The sequence below is a fragment of the Bradyrhizobium sp. LTSP885 genome, assembly GCF_000938305.1.
In the GTDB taxonomy this organism is placed as follows: Bacteria; Pseudomonadota; Alphaproteobacteria; order Rhizobiales; family Xanthobacteraceae; genus Bradyrhizobium.
Map to the genome: position 1 here is coordinate 1,020,761 of NZ_JYMT01000042.1, position 19,379 is coordinate 1,040,139.

Genomic DNA, 19,379 nt, shown 5'->3' on the forward strand with positions numbered 1-19,379 from the left:
GGCATTTTCGGGGGTTGCAAAGGACAGGCTAATCCAGCATGCGGTAGGCTCCGCCAATGCAGGAACCGAAGGCCAGTTTACGATATGTCGTCCGCGATGATCGAGCACGCCGACGGCCTGCCGCAGCCACAACGCAATTGGGCCATTTTCACGATTGCGCTCGGCCTGCTGGTGGCCGTGATCGATGGCTCGATCGCCAATGTTGCTCTCCCCACCATCGCCCGGGATCTCGACGCGAGCCCCGCGTTTTCGATCTGGATCGTCAACGGCTATCAGTTGGCGATCACGATTTCGCTGCTGCCGCTGTCGTCCCTCGGCGAAATCATCGGCTATCGCCGCGTCTATCTGGCGGGGCTGCTGCTCTTCACGCTGGCTTCGGTGTTTTGCGCGCTGGCGCATAATTTGCCGCTGCTGACGGTGGCGCGCATCGTGCAGGGATTTGGCGCCGCCGGAATCCTGAGCGTCAACGCCGCGCTGGTCCGCTTCACCTATCCGAGAGATTTGCTCGGCCGCGGCATCGGCCTCAACGCGCTGGTCGTCGCCATCTCGGCCGCGGTCGGCCCCACCGTCGCCTCGTTCATCCTGGCGGTCGGAACATGGCCCTATCTGTTCGCCATCAACATCCCGCTCGGGATCGTGACACTGGCTTTGGGCTTGCGCTATCTGCCGCACACCAGGCCGGCCGTCCACGCCTTCGACTGGCAAAGTGCCGGGCTCAGCGCCGTTGCGTTTGGGCTTGGCATCGCCGCGATCGACAGCGCCGGCCATGGCGAGGCGCTGTATCTCTGTCTCTCCGAATTTGCCATCGCTGCGGTCGCGTGCCTGTTGCTGGTCCGGCGGCAGACGCACCTTGCCGCTCCGCTGTTGCCGGTCGACCTGCTGCGGATTCCGATTTTCGCGCTATCGATCGGCACCTCGATCGCCTCCTTCTGCGGCCAGATGCTGGCCTTTGTCGCGATGCCGTTTTATCTCGAGAGCCATTTCGGATATTCGGCGGTGCAGATCGGCCTGCTGATCACGCCGTGGCCGATTGCGGTCGGATTCGCAGCTCCGATTGCTGGTTGGCTGGTCGAGCGCTATCCGGCCGGCCTGTTGGGCGGCATCGGGTTGCTGGTGTTCGCGGTGGGACTGGGCACATTGGCGCTGATGCCGGCCGCCGCCTCGCCGTTCGACGTGATCTGGCGCATGGCGCTCGCCGGCGCGGGTTTTGGTTTGTTCCAGACCCCCAACAACCGCACCATGATCGCCGCAGCCCCGCGCGAGCGCTCGGGCGGCGCCAGCGGAATGCTCGGAACGGCACGCCTGCTGGGACAGACGATCGGCGCGTCGCTGGTGGCGTTGCTGCTGGCGCGCTTTCCGGCTGACGGCACCAGGATCTCGCTCATGGTCGGCGTCGGCTTTGCCGTGGTCGGCGCTGCGCTCAGTATGCTGAGGCTGTCAACGGCAGGCAGCCAGGGCGCCGAACGGGTGCGGGTCCACGAGAGCCAGCGCCTGAAGGGCGAGTGACGCCGCGCGCAAGATTTGATCTGAGAGCATCATGCTCTGATCGGCCGTTCCGTGCCGCAAAGAAAAAAGGCCGGCTCTGCAGCCGGCCTTTTCGATTTCACTCGTCGTCTGGGCGTTACGCCTTGACCAGCGGACCGCGCGATGGCGGCGCCTTGGAGCCGCCGCCGCCGTTGGAGCCGCCGCCCGACTTCGGCTTGCGCTTGCGGGCGCCGCCGGGAAGCTTCTCGGGCTTCGGCGTCACCGGACCCTCGACGAACTCGAAGCCGATCTTGTCCTTGGCTGTCGCGTCGTCCTTGATCAGGACAACGCGGACATGGCCGCCGCCCTTGAGCTGGCCGAACAGCACCTCGTCGGCCAGCGGCTTCTTGATGTGCTCCTGGATGATGCGCGACATCGGACGCGCGCCCATCTGCTCGTCATAGCCGTTCTCGATCAGCCAGGCCTTGGCGGGCTCGGACAACTCGATCGTGACCTCACGGTCGGCAAGCTGCGCCTCGAGCTGCAGCACGAACTTCTCGACCACCATGCCGATCACGTCGACATTGAGATGGGCGAACGAAACGATCGCATCCAGCCGGTTGCGGAATTCCGGCGCGAACTGCCGGTTGATCGCCTCGTGGTCGTCACCTTCCCGTTTTGACCGGGTGAAGCCGAAGGCCTGGCGTGCGAGATCAGCCGCGCCGGCATTGGTGGTCATGATCAGGATCACGTTGCGGAAGTTGACCTGCTTGCCGTTGTGGTCGGTCAGCCGGCCGTGATCCATGATCTGCAGCAGCACGTTGTAGAGATCGGGATGCGCCTTCTCGATCTCGTCGAGCAGCACCACACAATGCGGGTGCTGGTCGACGCCATCGGTGAGCAGGCCGCCCTGGTCGAAGCCGACATAGCCGGGAGGCGCGCCGATCAGGCGCGACACGGTGTGCCGCTCCATGTATTCCGACATGTCGAACCGGATCAGCTCGACACCAAGCGAGGCCGCGAGCTGCTTTGCCACCTCGGTCTTGCCGACGCCCGTCGGACCCGAGAACAGATACGAGCCGATCGGCTTTTCCGGCTCGCGCAAGCCTGCCCGCGACAGCTTGATCGACGCAGCCAGTGCCTCGATCGCCTTGTCCTGGCCGAACACCGTGCGCTTCAGGGTCGTCTCGAGATGCTTCAGCACCTCGGCGTCATCCTTCGACACGCTCTTGGGCGGGATCCGCGCCATGGTCGCGATCGTGGTCTCGATCTCCTTGATGCCGATCGTCTTCTTGCGCTTGTTCTCGGCGACCAGCATCTGCGCCGCACCTGACTCGTCGATCACGTCGATCGCCTTGTCGGGCAGCTTGCGGTCGTGGATATAGCGCGAGGAGAGCTGCACCGCGGCCTCGATCGCCTCGTTGGTGTATTTCAGCCGGTGGTAATCCTCGAAATAGGGCTTCAGGCCCTTGAGGATCGCAATCGCGTCTTCCACCGTCGGCTCGTTGACGTCGATCTTCTGGAAGCGCCGCACCAGCGCGCGGTCCTTCTCGAAGTGCTGACGGTACTCCTTGTAGGTGGTCGAGCCCATGCAGCGAATCGTGCCGGACGCCAGCGCCGGCTTCAGCAGGTTGGAAGCATCCATCGCACCGCCGGAGGTGGCGCCGGCGCCGATCACGGTGTGGATCTCGTCGATGAACAGGATCGCGTTCGGATGCGCCTCCAGCTCCTTCAGCACCTGCTTGAGGCGCTCCTCGAAATCGCCGCGGTAGCGGGTGCCCGCGAGCAGCGTGCCCATGTCGAGCGAGAACACTGTGGCGGCCGCCAGCACCTCCGGCACTTCACTGTCGACGATCCGCTTGGCGAGGCCTTCCGCGATCGCGGTCTTGCCGACGCCGGCTTCACCGACGAACAGCGGGTTGTTCTTCTGGCGGCGGCACAGCACCTGAATCGCGCGATTGATCTCGGCGTTGCGGCCGATCACCGGATCGATCTTGCCGTCACGCGCCTTCTTGTTGAGATTGACGCAATAGGTATCGAGCGCCTCGCCCTTCTTCTTGGCGTCCTCGTTGCCCTTGGTCTCAGTTTCCTCGTCGACGCCGCGCACCGGCCGCGCCTCGGACACGCCGGGGCGCTTGGCGATACCATGGCTGATGTAATTGACGGCGTCGTAGCGCGTCATGTCCTGCTCCTGCAGGAAATACGCCGCGTGGCTCTCGCGCTCCGCGAAGATCGCGATCAGCACGTTGGCGCCGGTCACTTCCTCGCGACCGGACGACTGCACATGGATCACCGCGCGCTGGATCACGCGCTGGAACCCGGCCGTCGGCTTGGCGTCGTCGGCGCCGTCGGTTACGAGGTTCTCGAATTCGGTCTCGAGATAATTGACAAGACTGGTCCTCAGCTTGTCGAGATCGACGCTGCAGGCCCGCATCACCGCGGCCGCATCCGAGTCGTCAATCAGCGACAGCAGAAGGTGTTCGAGCGTCGCGTATTGATGGTGACGCTCGTTTGCGATCGCCAATGCACGATGCAGGGATTGTTCAAGGCTTTGGGAAAAAGTTGGCATTCGCGTCCTCTAAGGCCCCCGGCCATCATGATCGCCATTACCCGGTCAGGCAACAACAACCTTTGTCATGCCCCTTGATATAGTTACGTCGGATCGTGGCGAAAGGGCCGGTTCCGACAGCTTGATTGAGCATGATCTTTTCGGAAAATCGCTACGCATTTTTCCGGATCATATCCTAGAGCCGTTTCCGCTCCGATTGAATCGGAACGGGGCTCTAGATTCTTGTTTTGACGCGTTTTCCCAGCGCGAACCGGCATCCACTTCGCTCGAAAACGGTCTAGTTTCCCTCTAAATTCCGGCATAACTGAGTCGCTCAACCGGGCCCCGCAATCATGCGGGGATGTCCGTCGCCGGCGTCATGGCAAGTGACGGCGTCGCACCCGTTGAGAATGCAAGACCCGTTCCGGTTTCCGGCGGGCCAGCCGTTACCGGCGAACTACTTCTTTTCCATCACACATTGCAGCGGGTGCTGGTGCTTGCGCGCGAAATCCATCACCTGCGTCACCTTGGTCTCGGCGATCTCGTAGGTGAACACGCCGCACTCACCGATCCCGTGATGGTGAACGTGGAGCATGATCTTGTTGGCCGCCTCCGCGTCCTTCTGGAAGAACCTCTCCAACACGTGAACGACGAACTCCATCGGCGTGTAGTCGTCGTTCAGGATCAGGACGCGATACAGGTTCGGACGCTTGGTCTTCGGCTTGACCTTGGTGATGACCGAACTCGACGGGCCGCCGGCCCCGCCATTGCGGTTCTCGTCGCCGCTCATGCTCGGGGCGCGCGCGGCTGATGCCGCCGGCCTGGACGAAATCAACTCAGACGAAAAGGCTGTGGACGTGGATTGCAGCATGGCTCAGCGTTCGAATTCCCCAGGGGAAACCGGTTGGCGTATCGGGGGTGTTTCGCAATTGCCGCAGCGGCCATCATTGCCGCAGTAGCCATAGCGGAACTCCCAGCAACGCTTTCCAGATTGCCGCTCCCGGTCCGATCCAGCGGCTGGATCGGCCCCACGAATATGGGGCCGCCGGCGCCGTGCCGCAAGCAGAGAAGCTCCGCACGTACCCGGACCCAAACCGGACCGATTCCCGGCGCGGCAATCCCGGCAAGGTTAATCATTTCTGCCGGGTTTGACAAAGGAGTCCGCTAACCGATTTAGCGGGCATTGAGGGTATCGGCGGCTTTTGCCCTACTTTTCATCGCCAGCGGCGGGCCCTGCCCGGTTTCGATGCCGGGATTCATCATCTGTTTAGCGGCGTGCGTAGAGATGACGCCCTCAATTCATTTCGACGAGAGCATCATGCTTGTAACAGCTTTTCTCAGTCGCATCCGCGCCGCCGCCGCCCGGTTCTCCGCGGTAACCGACGGTAACGTCGCAGCCATGTTTGCCGTCGCAGCCGTGCCTATCGTCTGCTTCGTGGGTGTGGCAATCGACTACTCCCGCGCCAACAGCGCCCGCTCCTCGATGCAGGCGGCGCTGGATTCCACCGCGCTGATGGTCGCAAAGGACCTGAGCAGCGGCACCATCACGACCTCGCAGGTCACTGCCAAGGCGCAGGCCTATTTTACCGCGCTCTACACCAACACAGATGCCAAGTCGTCGGTCACGGTCAACGCAACCTACACGGCGGCCTCTAGCTCGAGCACCTCGACCATCCTGGTCACAGGGTCCGGCTCCGTGAAAACCGATTTCCTGAAATTTGCGGGCTACTCCCCGAACATCAGTTTCAACAGCAGCTCGACCTCGACCTGGGGCAACGCCAAGATGCGCGTCGCGCTGGTCCTCGACAACACGGGATCGATGGCCCAGAACGGCAAGATCACCGCGCTGCGCAACGCAGTGGCCGGATCCGGCGGCCTGATCGACCAGCTCAGTGCGCTCAGCAAGACCAACGGCGACGTCTATATCTCCGTCATCCCGTTCGCCAAGGTCGTCAATGTCGGCGCCTCGAACTACACCCAGAGCTACATCGACTGGACCGACTGGCTGAATCCGCCGACCACCCAGCCTGCCAATGCCGTCACCAGTGGCTCCAGTAACAGCCTCCAGGCGGGGCTTCCGATCAACTGGCATGCGGTGGGACCAGGCGCGAGATGCCCGTGGACCAACAGCAGCGGCGGCTTCACCTGCCAGCAGAGCCCGACCAGCACCCAGTCCGCGTCGACGGTTCCGTCGAGCGGCACCTATAAGGGCTACGTCTGCCCGAGCGTCGATTACAATTCCCACACGCTGTACAATGGCTGCTGGGTCAGCACGCAGGTCGGCACCACCGCCCAGGTATTTTGCACGGGAAACAACAATTGTAGCTGCCCGTTGAATTCGCTCGGTCTGCCCGTCACTGGTTGCGGCTGCAGCACCACCGGCGGCGTCAAATCGTGCTCCGGATATATCTATACCCACGACTGGACGCAGCCCGGACCGAACGACACCGCACACAACACGTACCAGCCCCGAGTGAGCGCCGTTGTTGGTTGGACAAGCAACCAGTATACGGCAGCCAATCCGACGCCCACGGTGACGAACAACTGGCAGCAGGCGTCCACCAATCCCATCACCAACTGGACCGGCTGCATCACCGACCGCACCCAGCCCAACGATGCAACAGGCGTGCTGCCGGACACACACGATGTCACGACGCAGTTTCCGGCCAACGAGTATTACGAGAACAACTCGTCCTATTGCAGCAGCAGCGCCTCGACGCCGCTCGAGCCGATCATTCCGCTGAGCTACAATTGGAGCGCGCTGAAGACCGCAGTCAACGCGATGCAGCCGACCGGCGGCACCGACCAGGCGGTCGGATTGGCGTGGGGGTGGCAGTCGCTGCTGCCGAACGGCCCGCTCAACACGCCGGCGGAGGATTCCAACACCACGTACAACCGGGTCATCATCCTGTTGTCGGACGGCCTGAACACGGAAGACCGCTGGCCCGCTTACGGCGACGGCAGCTCGCAGGCGAACGGCAATCCGATCGACGTCCGGCAGGCGCTGATGTGCCAGAATCTGCAGAATGCGAAGGATACCAACGGCAATCCGATGTACACGATCTACACGATCCAGGTGAACACGGACTCGCCCCAGGACCCCACCTCGACCGTGCTACAGAACTGTGCGAGCAGCCCCGACAAGTTCTACATGCTGACCAGTTCGAGCCAGATCGTGACGACGTTCAACACGATCGGAACGGCTCTCAGCAAGCTGCGCGTGGCGAAGTAGCACCGCAACACACCTCACAAAAAAGCCCGGCTAAACCAGCCGGGCTTTTATTTTGTCGTCAGTGCCTTTTGTCGTCAGTGCCTTGCGGCAGTGATCAGTGCGAGGCCGCCGGCGTAAACTTGGAGACCAGGCCTTCATAGGGCTTGAAGGTCTGCTTGGCGCAATCGCTGTAGAGGCCGGCGATCTTCTGTGTTTCCGCAACGAAGGTCTCGTAGGAGGCGCGCACGAACTCGGTCTGCGCCTCGAGCACCTTGTCGATCGACTTCACGCCGGACAGCTTCTCGACGAATGACTTGGTGTCCTCGAAGGACTTCTTGGCGTAGTCGCCGTAGGCGGTGGCGATCGCCTGGACGCCGCTCTGCAGGTTGCTTGCGGAAGCGGTCACCGATTCCATGTGCTCTTTGCCGTAGCTCTGAATGTCTTCAATCTTGACCATAATGGAGATTTCCTTTTCCCAGACTCTTGAACGTGTGCGTTCCCATTGCCGGGAAGCTCCCGGCCCCCTGACACCAATAGAATAGTGCACTGCACAAAATAGTCAAGAAGAATTGTGCAATGCACAATCAACCTGGCCGTTGCGGGCCGATTTCGACCATTTGCGATAAACCCCCGGGGACTACGCAACGGTTGCTTAATCTTTTAGAAACTTGGCCCGCCTACCCTGATTCCTGGACTTTCTTGGACTTTGTTCGTCTTCCGACAGGCAGCCTGAAAACTGTTTGTGAACAGCACCTTAGCTAGAACAGCGACCTGAGTGGCCACCGCGGCCCGAGCATTCTGCCCGGACCGGTATGTTGCGCAGGCAAGGATCGGCGGCCGTCGGGCACAATTTCGCCTCACGAGCCGGTGATCTAGATAGAAATTGGGACGGGGAAGTAAATGCTTCGCACAACCTTGGCTTCCTCGCGCGCGTTGCGAGTTGGCGTTCTCGGGCTCGTTACCCTCACCACAGCGATCCTGATCACCAGTGACAGCGCCGAGGCGCGCCGTTACCGGCGCCACTACGCCCGCCATCATCACAGCGAAGAGGCGCGCGAGAGCTACAGCCCGCAATTCGCGTCGATCATCGTCGACGGCAATTCCGGCGCGGTGCTGACCTCCAGCAATCCCGACGGCCTGCGCCACCCCGCCTCGCTCACCAAGATGATGACGCTCTATCTGCTGTTCGAGCGTCTCGATGCCGGCAAGATCAAGCTCGACACCGAGATGCCGGTCTCCGAGCATGCCTCCGAACAGGATCCGACCAAGCTCGGCCTGCGGCCCGGCCAGACCATCAGGGTCGAAGACGCCATCAAGGGCCTCATCACCCGCTCGGCCAACGACGCCGCGGTGGTGATTTCAGAGGCGATCGGCGGCAACGAGGACGACTTCGCCAGGATGATGACGCGCAAGGCGCGCGCGCTCGGCATGAGCAAGACCGTCTATCGCAACGCCTCAGGCCTGCCCAACGACGAGCAACTGACGACGGCGCGCGACCAGTCGACACTGGGCCGCGCGCTCCAGGATCGCTTCCCGCGCTACTATCGCTACTTCTCGACCACGGCTTTCAATTTCCGCGGCCACACCATCACCGGCCACAATCATCTGCTCGGCAGCGTCGAGGGCGTCGACGGCATCAAGACCGGCTACACCCGCGCCTCCGGCTTCAACCTCGTGACCTCGATCCACCGCGGCAACCGCTTCCTGGTCGGCGTGGTGCTCGGCGGCCGCAGCGGCGGTTCGCGCGACGCCATCATGCGCAATTTGCTCGCAGAGAATATCGTCAAGGGCGCGACGACCCGCACCGCTATCGCGATCACCGAGCGCAACCCGGCTGACGCGAACGTCGAAGTCGCCGACGCCGACGACGCTCCGCGCGCGTCCGACAGCATGGCCGCCGCGTCCGAACCCGCCGTGGCCGCCATGCCGGCCCCGGCGCCGCGCCCGGCCAACAAGCCCTCGCTGATCGCGGCGGCCGCCGCCTCCCTGCCGCCTCTGCCCGCAAGGCCGGAGCCGCAGGCCAAGCCCGAACCGGCGCCGTTGACCTCAGGCGTGATCCAGACCCAGCCGATCGCAGCGATCCCAGGCTCGGCTGAGCCGATGAAGCCGGTCAAGGTGAAGACCGTGCAGGTCAAGGCCGGCCAGATCAGGCTCGCCGCCGCCGGCCCGGCGCAGTCGGCGCCGCCGATCACCAACACCATCCCGCCACGCGCCGAAGTCGCCGAGACCTCCAATGCGATGATGGCGCGGGCCACCGAGACCTCCAGGCCTGAGATGCCGCCGCAGCCGGCCAATTTCGGCACCGGCAAGGGCATCCTCGGCGTGCTGCCGGCCTCGGCCGTGCAGGCGCCCGCGCCGGCCACATCGCAGGCCATGGCGTCGATCGAACCCGCCCGTAGCCAGCCCGTCGTCCAGCAGGACACCGCAATCAGGTCGGCTGCGGCCGGCGCCCATACCGGCTGGATCATTCAGGTCGGCGCACTGGAGTCCGAGGACCAGGCCAAGCAGCGCATCGACCTCGCCCGCAATTCGGCCCGCGGCCTGCTCAGCAAGGCCGATCCGTTCACCGAGCCGGTGGTCTCCAAGGGCGATCGCAGGCTCTACCGCGCCCGCTTCGCCGGCCTCGAGCGCGACCAGGCCGAAGCGGTATGCAAGGCGCTGAAGCGCGCCGACATCTCCTGCATCACCGTTCGCAACTGAGCTTCCACATCATCTGAAATCAAGATCTCAATACAACAAGGCCGGCGCCGCAAGCGCCGGCCTTGTTGCTTTTGGCGCACGGTCCAGAAAATTGATCAGCCGTCGCCGTGCGTCGCGCGCCGGCGAAAACTTCTCGTCAAGCTTTTACGGTTAAGTTTTCACCAAGGGACGATCGACCATGCCGGACAACGGCAGGCGACACCGGGCGTTCGATCAGAGACGGAAGCAGCTCTCGGCTTGTGGCGTATGTGGCGTTGCGGAGCGAGTTAGAGATGCGTGCGAAGCAGAGTATCCTTGGCCTCGTTTACCCGGGCAGCGAGGTACGTCGACCCCCCCTGGTCGGGATGCAGTTTCTTCATGAGGGCGCGGTGGGCGCGGCCGATCTCGTCGCGGGTCGCTCCCGGTTGCAGGCCAAGGATCTGATAGGCCTCCTCATCAGTCATTTTGCCGGTCGCCGTCGTACGGCGTTGCCCCCCTGCCCGGTCGCCCTGCGCGTCCTGACGCCAGGCGGGAAACCGGCGGTCCAGATAGCTTTCAAGTAGCGCGACGCTCTCGGCATCGAAGCTCGGGACCATCGCCAGCAATAGCGGCAGATCGAACTCGTCGAGCATCCGCCCGGCGTTCGGCCCGTCCACGATCTGGCCCTTGAGCACGCCGCTCTTGTGATCGAGGCTCATGTCGAGATATTGCGAGCGCACCCGCGAGCTCTGTCCCGACGAACGCTGCGCGCCGCCGAAGATGCCGCCGAGATTGGGAAAGCCTGTACTCCCGAACGGCGACCAGCCGAGCAATCCCGCGCCGAAGATGCCGAGCGGAATGGCGACCGCAAGCTCGCCCTTGACGCCGGTGAAGGCTGCGACCGCGAGCGCGAGCACGCCGCCCCCGATCTTGACCATGCGCGCAAGCGCAGCCGGATTGGCCGCACGAAACATCTGCAGCGCGGAATAAATGACGACAACGGCGACGACGCCGACGATCAGGGTTGGCATGCGCGGAATATAGGCGTCCCGGAGATAAAAAGCATGCGAAGCTTCGCCTCGCCGCAGCGTGAAGTCTTGCGGTGCGACAATTGCTCCAGGTTGCCTGCGGGACGGGAGCCGAGGGAGAACGCTATGGCAGTTGAGGGACTGGTCAGCCTGCGCAGCAGCTTCGGGCCGAACGAAACCACTGATCGGCTGAAGGCCGAGTTGCAGGCGAGCGGGCTCACCGTGTTCGCGCAGATCGATCATGCCGCGGGCGCGGCCAGCGTCGGCCTTGCGCTCCGCCCCACCGCGGTGCTGATCTTCGGCAACGCCAAGGGCGGCACGCCGCTGATGCAAGCAGCGCAGACGATCGGCATCGACTTGCCGTTGAAGGCGCTGGTCTGGCAGGATGAAGCCGGCGACACCTGGCTTTCCTACAATGACCCCGCTTGGCTTGCGCAGCGGCACGGCATCACGGAGCAGACCAAGACCGTGGCGGCCAACATGTCAGGAATGCTGAGGGCGCTTGCGAAAGTCGCGACGTCGCCCGCCGCGTGACGTAGCGCACCGCTTATTTCATCTGGCCGATCAGCGTGGCCGCGCCGCGCGTGCTCTTCGCCAGTTGCAGGAGCGCGTCACGACCGCCGGCGGCGTAGGCCGCGGCAGCGCGCAGCAGCTCGCGGAGCTGGGCTGAGGCGCCGGGATCGAACCTGCACCATGCCCCGCCGGTCAGGCGCGCGATCTCGCGAAATGCCTGCTCGGCGACCGCGTCCTCGCCCTCCTGGAACATGAAAACCGGGACCTTGAGCAGGCCCAGTTCACCGGCCTTGGTGCAGAGGTCGTCGAGGCGTTCCTCCATCGCATCGCCGACGAACACCACCGCGCGCACGCCGGCGGCGACTGCTTCGCGTCGCGCCTCCGACAGCACCTTGCCGATCTGGGTATTGCCGCCCTGGCAGTCGATCTTGCCCATCAGCTTCGCCAGCTGCGCGCTATCGGAAATCCACCCTGTCGCACGGCACTCGTTGAAGCCGCGATAGTAGACGAGACGGATATCGAGGCTGCCGAGCGAGGCGGCCTCGCGAAACATGTCCGCCTGCAGCGCGCACGCCATGTCCCAGGTCGGCTGCCGGCTCATGGTGGCGTCGAGCGCAAACACCAGCCTGCCGCGCGCGCCGGCACGGTGCGGCGACATCGCGTGCGCCTTCGCCACGAACGCGGCGATGTCGTCAGCCGTCGACGTCCGCGCCTCCGGTAACGCACCGGCCTTGCGCGCGTCAGGCGCATCCGCCGCGCGCCCGCTGTTTCCCGATGTTGGTTTGGTTGGCTCGCCAGCCATCACTGCTCGCTTGTTTCAGCAAGCCTTATGTGGGCCGGGATATCGGATTGGTCAATGCAACCGGCGGACCTGCCCGGACCGACGCCGGGCAGCCAAAATCAATTCGTCGCCGAGGATGGATCCTTCTCGGTCTTCTTCACGGTCAGCGCCTTCTTGACCTTCTCGGTCAAGGTCTGCGGCTTCTCGACCGGCACGTAGAGCGAAACCGGACCCGGCTCCAAAATCTTCGGCGGCGCGTTCCTGGTGTCGACCGGCGCGACATCGCTGTCGGTGTCGGCGAGGAATTTATCGAGCATGGCCTGGATCGAGTTCTTGGCAGCGTCCGGGCCGGTGTCGCGCATGTCGTTATGCTGGAAGTTGGTGTTCACGACGGTGATACCCGCCTTCTCGCATTCCTCCGCGTCCGGCACGACGCCGGGATCGGGCTTGAACTGCGAGTCGTGGGAGCGGAACGACAGGATCTTGAACTTGCCGTCGGTCATGAACGGCACGCGCAGATTGTCGAGCGTCACAACCTTCTTGATCTCGTCCGGATACTGCTTGGCGAAATACATCGCGATGTCGCCGCCATTCGAATGGCCGACCATCGTCAGCTTGCTGTAGTCCGCGTTCGGCTCGACCTTCTTCATTTCTTCGATGGCGAATTTGATGTTGGTGATGCCGCGCTGATACTGCGGCAAACGGCCGACAAAGATCTCGCCGACCTTGGTCACCATCGGCCCATCCGAGGGCAAGTCGTTCTGGATGCTGACCGCCAGATAGCCGCGCGCCGCGAACACGTTCGCGAGGAAGGAATATTCGGTGAATTTGACGGTATTGCCATGATTGAGGATCGCCACCGGCAGCGTGATCATGCCGGCGTCGGCCTGCATCACCTTATCGCGGCGCACCGCCACGTCGACCGCGACCACGCGCTCATCGCGAGTCGGATCCTTGAATGTGAAGGTCTCGTGACGGATCGCCCACTTGCTCGCGGTGAAGTACGCGGCAGTGACCACCACGGAGAGAGAAAGCAGAACGGCAATTCCACGTTTCATGACGTCCTCAAGGCGCCCGCCAACCAAGGGCTATTTTTCGCCCGGAGACTCTTCGGTCTCCTTCTTCAGCATATATGTCACGCCGACGTGACAGGAAGTCTAAATGTTGTGATTCCGCAGCATGTTCATTGTGCGATGCACCCATACATTGTGCAATCGCACACGTTTCCGGAAAATCGTACCTCCTGGAACCTACGACGCAGGCTCTCAACGCTGGGTTCGACCTGTCGCTAAAAGTAGAGGGAAAACCCTGGCGGGGGCAGCTTTGTTCCGCTTTTTTGACAACTCCGTGACGGAAATCACCGTGCGACTACGGGTTTTGCCGGAGCTTCGGTATAAATGACGAGCTTCAGTGCCGGATCGTCGTTGGCCTGGAAGCTGGCATATTCCAGCCGGAGCTGGCCACGCCGGGGATGCTTTATGAGCTTGTACCCGGCGCTGACGCTGCGGACATCGTGCGCCCCCCACCAGCCCTCGAATTCCGGGCAGCCGGCTCGCAAGCGCGCCAAAAGCTCGCGGAACGCCGGATCCCCGGCCCAGAGGTCGTGGGTGGCGCGGAACTGGGCCACCATCCGCCGCGCCTCGTCGGCCCAGCCGGCGCCGAACAGACGCCGTGTCGCCGGGTTGGCCAGCACACAGATCAGCACGTTGCGATCCGCCTCCGGCAGCTTGCCAAAGCCAAAGATGTCCTCGGCGGCTGCGTTCCAGACAAGAACGTCCCAGCGCCGGCCTGTGACATAGGCCGGCTGGTTCAGGCTCTCGACGGTGCGCCAGATCGCCGGCGGGACAACCTCCGGCGCGAACGGCCGGCGATCGCCGTCGCGGGTCAGCGCGCGCAGATGGGCATGCTCGGCCTTGCTCAGGCGCAGCGCCCGCGCCAATGCGTCGATCGTGGTGACGGAGGGGCTGACCGAGCGGCCCTGCTCGAGCCGGATGTACCAGTCGACGCCGATGCCGGCGAGCTCGGCGACTTCCTCGCGGCGCAGGCCCGGCGTGCGCCGGCGCCGGCCTGCGGCGATGCCCATCTGCTTCGGCGTCAGTTTCTGCCGTCGCGAGCGGAGGAAATCGCCAAGTTCAGTATGAAGCTCGCTTTGCTGCGCGCCCGCCATCGCGATCCTGCCATCAAACGTGGGTCCGGTAATCCTAGGATAATACCAGGTCTTGCTGACCGCAACCGCGCTGACGATCATCTGGTCTCAACCAGGGATGAGACCCATGAAAGCAGCAGTCTTGAAGTCATTCGGTTCGGCGCTCGCGATCGAGGACGTGCCCGCCCCTCGCATCGGCACGGGTGAGGTCATCGTCGACGTGATGGCGGCGCCGGTGCTGTCCTACACCGACGAGGTGTTCAGCGGCGCACGCAAATATCTGCTCGAGCTGCCGGCAGTGCCCGGCCCCGGCGGCATCGGGCGGGTGCGTGCCACGGGTCCCGACGCGACCCATCTGGCCGTCGGCGACTGGGTGTTCTGCGATCCGACCTTCCGCTCGCGTGACGACAGCATCTCGCCCGACATCACGCTGCAGGGCTGGAGCGCGCGCGGCGAAGGCGGCCTCAAATTGCAGCGGCACTTCCGCCACGGCTCGTTCGCCGAGCAGACCTTGCTGCCGACCGAGAACGTCAAGCGGATCGGCGCAATCGACGCCGCCGACGCGCCAGCCTGGTGCGCGCTCAACGCCTGCCTCGTGCCGTATGGCGGCTTCCTCGCGGCGCGATTGCAACCCGGCGAAACGGTGCTGGTCTCCGGCGCGACGGGGCATTTCGGCAGCGCGGCGGTCGCGGTCGCGCTTGCGATGGGAGCGGCCTGCGTGGTCGCGCCCGGCCGCAACGAAAAGATGTTGGCCGATCTTGTCCGGCGTTTCGGCCCGCGCGTTCGTCCCGTGGAACTCAGCGGTAACGAAGAGGATGATCGGCAGCGCATGCGGCAGGCGGCCCCCGGCCCGATCGACCTCGTACTCGACCTGATGCCGCCGTCGGTCACGACCACGACGGTGCGCGCCGCCGTGATGGCGGTGCGGCCTTATGGACGCGTCGTGCTGATGGGCGGTGTCGGGATGCTGGGCGGCGCCGGGCTCGACCTGCCCTACCCCTGGATCATGCGCCAATGCATCACCATCCACGGCGTCTGGATGTGTCCGCCGGAGGCGACCTTCGGCATGGTCAATCTGATCCGGGCAGGACTGTTGCAACTCGATCAGTTCGAGGTGACGACATTCGACCTCGACCACGCCAATGACGCGGTGGCGCACGCCGCCGCCAATGGCGGGCCGTTCAGGATGACGGTGCTGACGCCGAACTCATAAACTTGGCGGCATGACGCATCGATGTTGGAGTCTGCTTTGCTCCTGACACGACTCGGTCGCTGTGCAGCAGCGAAATGAAGCGATGGGCCAAACTCGGAAGTCGCCGTGACGCGACCCCTAAGTCAAATTTGCTCGAGCACTTGGTCTCACTTGCGTCATGGCGACGCCCGAGATCGCGAGCAGCCCACCGACGATCAGCTTGGGGGTCATAGGGTCGCCAAGGAACAAGACGCTCGACATCAGGGCGAACACCGGAAGCAGCAGGCCGAAGGGTGCGACGCGGCCCATGGAGCAACGCCCGATCAGCCAGAACCAAAGGCCAAACCCGACGATTCCTCCGATGAAAATTGTGTAGGCGAGTGCCAGCCAACCACGTTCATCCGCCGTGATAAGGCTCGCCAGTTGTCCATGTTCAAGCAGCAACGACATCAACATGACCTGCGGCACCGTGAGCAGCGACAACCACCCCATCAACATCAGGGGATCAAAAGGGCCGTAGCGCTTCGTCAAGACGTTGGACACCGCGAACGCGAAGGCTGCCCCGACCACAAGCAGCAACGGAAGCGCGTTTGCCGACAGGCCAGGCCCCGCTGCCAACACGACCACGCCGACGAATGCAAGCACCACACCGGCGGACGTCGTGAGAGACGGCCTCTCCGCGAGCAGCGGCCACGCCAGCAGGACGGTGAAGGGCGGAGCGAGTTGATATGCGACGGCCGATATGCTTCCCGAGCCGAGCCCAAGGCCAACATAGAACAGCCCGAAGTTTAGTCCACCAAGGAAAACCGAAATAGCTGCGACAGGGCCGAACTGTTGACGTGTCGGCCTTTTGACGAACGGAATAAGCAGCAGCGCGATGGCCAGGAAGCGCAGTCCGAGGAAGAACAGAGGCGGAAACTCCATAACGCCCACCTTGATGGCCACGAACTGATAACCCCAGAGCAAGGGGACGGCCACCGCGCAGACGATCTGGATCGGAGACATGGCATTCTTCCTTTCAAGACCATTCGGTCCAGATATAGACGCGCCAACAGCGGAGGCGTCCATAGTTTGTCTACCTGATGAAGCGGTCGAGAAAAGCGTCAACGGTGGCTTGCGAAATGATCCGTGTCGGTGCCGTTTTACCGACCACCCGCAGGCCCTCGACGAAACAGACGAGAATGCGCGCAGCACTCGAAGGCTCGACACCATCGGCCAATCTGCCCGCTGCCTTCGCACGGGAAAGTGCACCAGCCACCCGAGCCTCCATGTCTCTGAAAAAGCTCCCGATGCGACGATCAACGTCAGCATCACGGCCAGCCAGTTCCATGGCTGTGGCTACCAGCAGGCATCCCCGCCGACCATTGGCACCGCTGTTGCGGTCAACATAGCCGGCAAGATAGGCCCGCAGGCCGTCGACCGGCTCTCTGCGGTGGTCGAGTTCGATATCCATCCGCGCCAAGGCAATGGCAATGTAGCGATCGAGCGCGCGCAGGAAGAGCGAGTGCTTGTCACCGAACGCGGCATAAAGGCTGCCACGCGAGAGCTTCGTCGCACGCAGGAGGTCCGGGAGCGCCGTGGCGTGATAGCCGCGCGACCAGAATACGCCCATCGCGCGTTCGACAGCGGCTTCCGCGTCGAAACTTCGGGGGCGGCCACGGGGTAATTGCACTGGGGCTTGGTGTCTCATTGCTGATATATAGACCAATCGGTCTTTAAATAGCAAGTGACCACCGCCACGCGGGCCATCTAGCGGCGGCGCCCCGTTCAGGATGACGGTGCTGAAGCCGAACTAGTGGATCAAATCTGACGCGATCATCGCCGCCTTCTGCTCCCAAGGCCCGGAATTCAGGATGAGCCCAGAGACTTTGCCCGCCGCATCTCTGACGAACGCGATCCTTGTATGATCTTCGTCGTCGACCGTGAATTCATTGCTCGATGTCGCCACCAGTGGCGTCGCCTTGCCTTTCTCGAATTCGAGGATCGGCCAGGCCCCCACCGCCTCCGCAACCAGCTTGCCTTGCGCGAAGCGAACCTGAAGCTGGACCGCATTGGCGCGGCGGGCAGCTCTCACGACGCTGAGATCGGTTGCGTTGTCCTGGCCCTCGCGGACGATTTTAATCCTGATCGTCGTGCCGGCCGGCCCTCGCAGCCTCGCCAGCGCCTCAGTGAGCGTAAGGCCCTTCAACGGCGTATCATCGAGTTGCGTGATGAGATCGCCCACCATCACGCCGGCTCTGGTCGCGGGGGCGCCTGATGTCGGCTTGTTGATCCTCAGGCCTTCCGGCTCCATGGCGACGAAGGACTCGATGCCAAGCCATCCGTTCTTGCCGTCGGCCAGGCCTTGCCGGTCGCGCGAGCTCACCGAGGAGCCGAAGTCATAGGTCCCGACATAATCGGCGAGCGCTTCCGGGCTTACACCCGCCGGCGCCGCGGAAGCGGGCGGCTCGGGAATCGTCAATGCGCCATAGGTGAGATGATTGATCCCGGCATACATCACCGCGCCGCGCCCTTTGCTGCCGGGCGTCGCCTGGACCATCTGGAGGCCGATCAATTTCTCCGCCGGATCGATCCAGAAATAGGTGCCCCACAGTCCGGCCCAGGAAAAGCTTCCGGGCGCGCCCGGAATCCAGCTGTAGACAGGATTGGTGCGGATGCCGAAGCCAAGTCCGAAGCTTGTTCCGGCGCGGCCGCCAACCTCGTCTCCGCCAAAGATTCTGACATCCGGCGACAATGCGGGCGTCGTCATCGCTTTCACCGCCTGCGCGCTGAGCACGCGTACGCCATCAAGCTCGCCGTCATTGAGAAGCATTTGGGAGAAGCGGAGGTAGTCGGGCGCGGTCGACACCAGGCCGCCGCCGCCGGAAAACAGTTTTGCTGGCGTCGTGACGTCCCAGATCGGCGGCCGTTCCGGCATCGGAGAATCGACCAGACGGTCGAGCTTGTCCTTCGGCACGTAAAAGCCGGTGTCGACCATATGCAGCGGCGCGAAGATGCGACTCTGCATGAACTGGTCGAGCGGCTGTCCGGACGCCACTTCGACGACCCGGCCCAGCACGTCGGCGCTCCAGCCATATTCATGGACCTCGCCGGGTTGATGGGCGAGCGGCAGGCCAGCCAGGCTGGACACGAAATCCGCCAGCGTCTTGTCGCGTCGGTACGCGCCATTCCAGCCAAAGACCTTCCAGCCATAGATCGCGTGGATCGCGTGGATCGCGAATTCGGCGGTTGCGTTTGAAAGGCCGCGTTCCGGATAGGCAAAATCCATTTCCGGATAAATCAGACCGGACGTATGGCGCAGCAGGTCCCGGACCGTCATCGGGCGTTTGGGCGGATCGAGCCCGGCCTTGCCAGTGGCTAGGTCGATCGTCGCGACCCGCATATCCGCGAGCTCGGGCAGATAACGGCCGACTGATGCGTCGAGCTCGAGCTTGCCGTCATCGACCAGGATCATCGCGGCGACACTTGTCACCGGCTTGGTCATCGAGGCGATCCAGAAGATCGAATTCGTCTTCATCGGGACAGTCTTGGCGCGGTCCTGAAATCCGATGGCCTGCAGATAGGCCAGCTTGCCGCCCTTGGCGATGGCGACGACTGCGCCAGGAAGGAGGCCGTCCGACGGCGGGAAGGAAGCGAAGCGCGCTTCGTACCAGGGCGCGATCCGCGCCAGGCGCGCGGCCGAGAATCCCAGACTTTTGGCATCGCCCGGCGCCGCGAGGTCATCGGCGAGCGCCGCGCCCGATAGGCAAAGCGCGATGGCAACCGTCCATATCGATGCGATGCGTTTCATCCCGACGTCTCCGCCATGACCACAGCCGCGGGAGAATCTATCCGATAT

At 63.5% G+C, this 19,379-nt stretch carries 15 protein-coding genes; 5 read left to right on the top strand and 10 right to left on the bottom strand.

Annotated features, from left to right (window positions below; translation table 11 throughout):
- Positions 1-84: 84 nt before the first annotated feature.
- A complete protein-coding gene (locus UP09_RS33805; protein ID WP_082070391.1) occupies positions 85-1,506 on the top strand; it encodes an MFS transporter in 1,422 nt (473 codons plus the stop codon).
- Positions 1,507-1,621: 115 nt separating this feature from the next.
- Here the strand turns inward: UP09_RS33805 and clpA are convergent, their stop codons facing one another.
- Both clpA and clpS read right to left on the bottom strand, forming a co-directional pair.
- Entirely contained in the window at positions 1,622-4,033 is a 2,412-nt protein-coding gene (clpA, locus tag UP09_RS33810; protein ID WP_044542600.1) for an ATP-dependent Clp protease ATP-binding subunit ClpA, read from the bottom strand.
- Positions 4,034-4,469: 436 nt separating this feature from the next.
- Positions 4,470-4,802, bottom strand: a complete 333-nt coding sequence (gene clpS, locus UP09_RS33815; RefSeq protein ID WP_044542601.1) for an ATP-dependent Clp protease adapter ClpS — start codon at positions 4,800-4,802, stop codon at positions 4,470-4,472.
- Positions 4,803-5,330: 528 nt separating this feature from the next.
- Between clpS and UP09_RS33820 the strand changes: the two genes are divergently transcribed.
- A complete protein-coding gene (locus UP09_RS33820) occupies positions 5,331-7,244 on the top strand; it encodes a TadE/TadG family type IV pilus assembly protein (RefSeq protein ID WP_044542767.1) in 1,914 nt (637 codons plus the stop codon).
- Positions 7,245-7,338: 94 nt separating this feature from the next.
- Here the strand turns inward: UP09_RS33820 and UP09_RS33825 are convergent, their stop codons facing one another.
- Positions 7,339-7,680, bottom strand: a complete 342-nt coding sequence (locus UP09_RS33825; RefSeq protein WP_044542602.1) for a phasin family protein — start codon at positions 7,678-7,680, stop codon at positions 7,339-7,341.
- 443 nt (positions 7,681-8,123) lie between these two features.
- Between UP09_RS33825 and UP09_RS33830 the strand changes: the two genes are divergently transcribed.
- A complete protein-coding gene (locus UP09_RS33830; protein ID WP_044542603.1) occupies positions 8,124-9,923 on the top strand; it encodes a serine hydrolase in 1,800 nt (599 codons plus the stop codon).
- A 266-nt stretch (positions 9,924-10,189) separates the two neighbouring features.
- On the opposite strand, the gene UP09_RS33835 is transcribed toward UP09_RS33830, so the two are convergent.
- Positions 10,190-10,912 (bottom strand): DnaJ domain-containing protein, encoded by a 723-nt coding sequence (locus UP09_RS33835; RefSeq protein WP_044542604.1) that lies wholly within the window; start codon positions 10,910-10,912, stop codon positions 10,190-10,192.
- 123 nt (positions 10,913-11,035) lie between these two features.
- Between UP09_RS33835 and UP09_RS33840 the strand changes: the two genes are divergently transcribed.
- Positions 11,036-11,443, top strand: coding sequence for a DUF302 domain-containing protein (locus tag UP09_RS33840; RefSeq protein WP_052833289.1), 408 nt, complete (start codon positions 11,036-11,038; stop codon positions 11,441-11,443).
- A 13-nt stretch (positions 11,444-11,456) separates the two neighbouring features.
- On the opposite strand, the gene UP09_RS33845 is transcribed toward UP09_RS33840, so the two are convergent.
- The 3 genes from UP09_RS33845 to UP09_RS33855 all read right to left on the bottom strand — a co-directional run bounded on the left by UP09_RS33845 (position 11,457) and on the right by UP09_RS33855 (position 14,370).
- Positions 11,457-12,224 (bottom strand): hypothetical protein, encoded by a 768-nt coding sequence (locus UP09_RS33845; protein WP_044542605.1) that lies wholly within the window; start codon positions 12,222-12,224, stop codon positions 11,457-11,459.
- Between the two features lie 98 nt (positions 12,225-12,322).
- On the bottom strand, positions 12,323-13,261 hold the full coding sequence (locus UP09_RS33850; protein ID WP_044542606.1) for an alpha/beta fold hydrolase: 939 nt from the start codon (positions 13,259-13,261) through the stop codon (positions 12,323-12,325).
- Positions 13,262-13,560: 299 nt separating this feature from the next.
- The gene (locus tag UP09_RS33855) at positions 13,561-14,370 is read right to left on the bottom strand and encodes a helix-turn-helix transcriptional regulator (RefSeq protein ID WP_044542769.1); all 810 of its coding nucleotides are present in this window, start codon (positions 14,368-14,370) and stop codon (positions 13,561-13,563) included.
- Positions 14,371-14,476: 106 nt separating this feature from the next.
- Between UP09_RS33855 and UP09_RS33860 the strand changes: the two genes are divergently transcribed.
- Positions 14,477-15,562, top strand: coding sequence for a zinc-binding dehydrogenase (locus UP09_RS33860; protein ID WP_044542607.1), 1,086 nt, complete (start codon positions 14,477-14,479; stop codon positions 15,560-15,562).
- A 117-nt stretch (positions 15,563-15,679) separates the two neighbouring features.
- Here UP09_RS33860 and UP09_RS33865 read toward each other — a convergent pair whose 3' ends face one another.
- From UP09_RS33865 to UP09_RS36550, 3 genes are all read right to left on the bottom strand, one after another.
- Complete coding sequence (locus tag UP09_RS33865; RefSeq protein ID WP_044542608.1) at positions 15,680-16,546, bottom strand: DMT family transporter; 867 nt, start codon at positions 16,544-16,546, stop codon at positions 15,680-15,682.
- Between the two features lie 70 nt (positions 16,547-16,616).
- Complete coding sequence (locus UP09_RS33870) at positions 16,617-17,153, bottom strand: TetR/AcrR family transcriptional regulator (RefSeq protein ID WP_245302322.1); 537 nt, start codon at positions 17,151-17,153, stop codon at positions 16,617-16,619.
- Positions 17,154-17,333: 180 nt separating this feature from the next.
- Entirely contained in the window at positions 17,334-19,331 is a 1,998-nt protein-coding gene (locus tag UP09_RS36550) for a serine hydrolase (RefSeq protein WP_052833290.1), read from the bottom strand.
- Between the last annotated feature and the right edge of the window lie 48 nt (positions 19,332-19,379).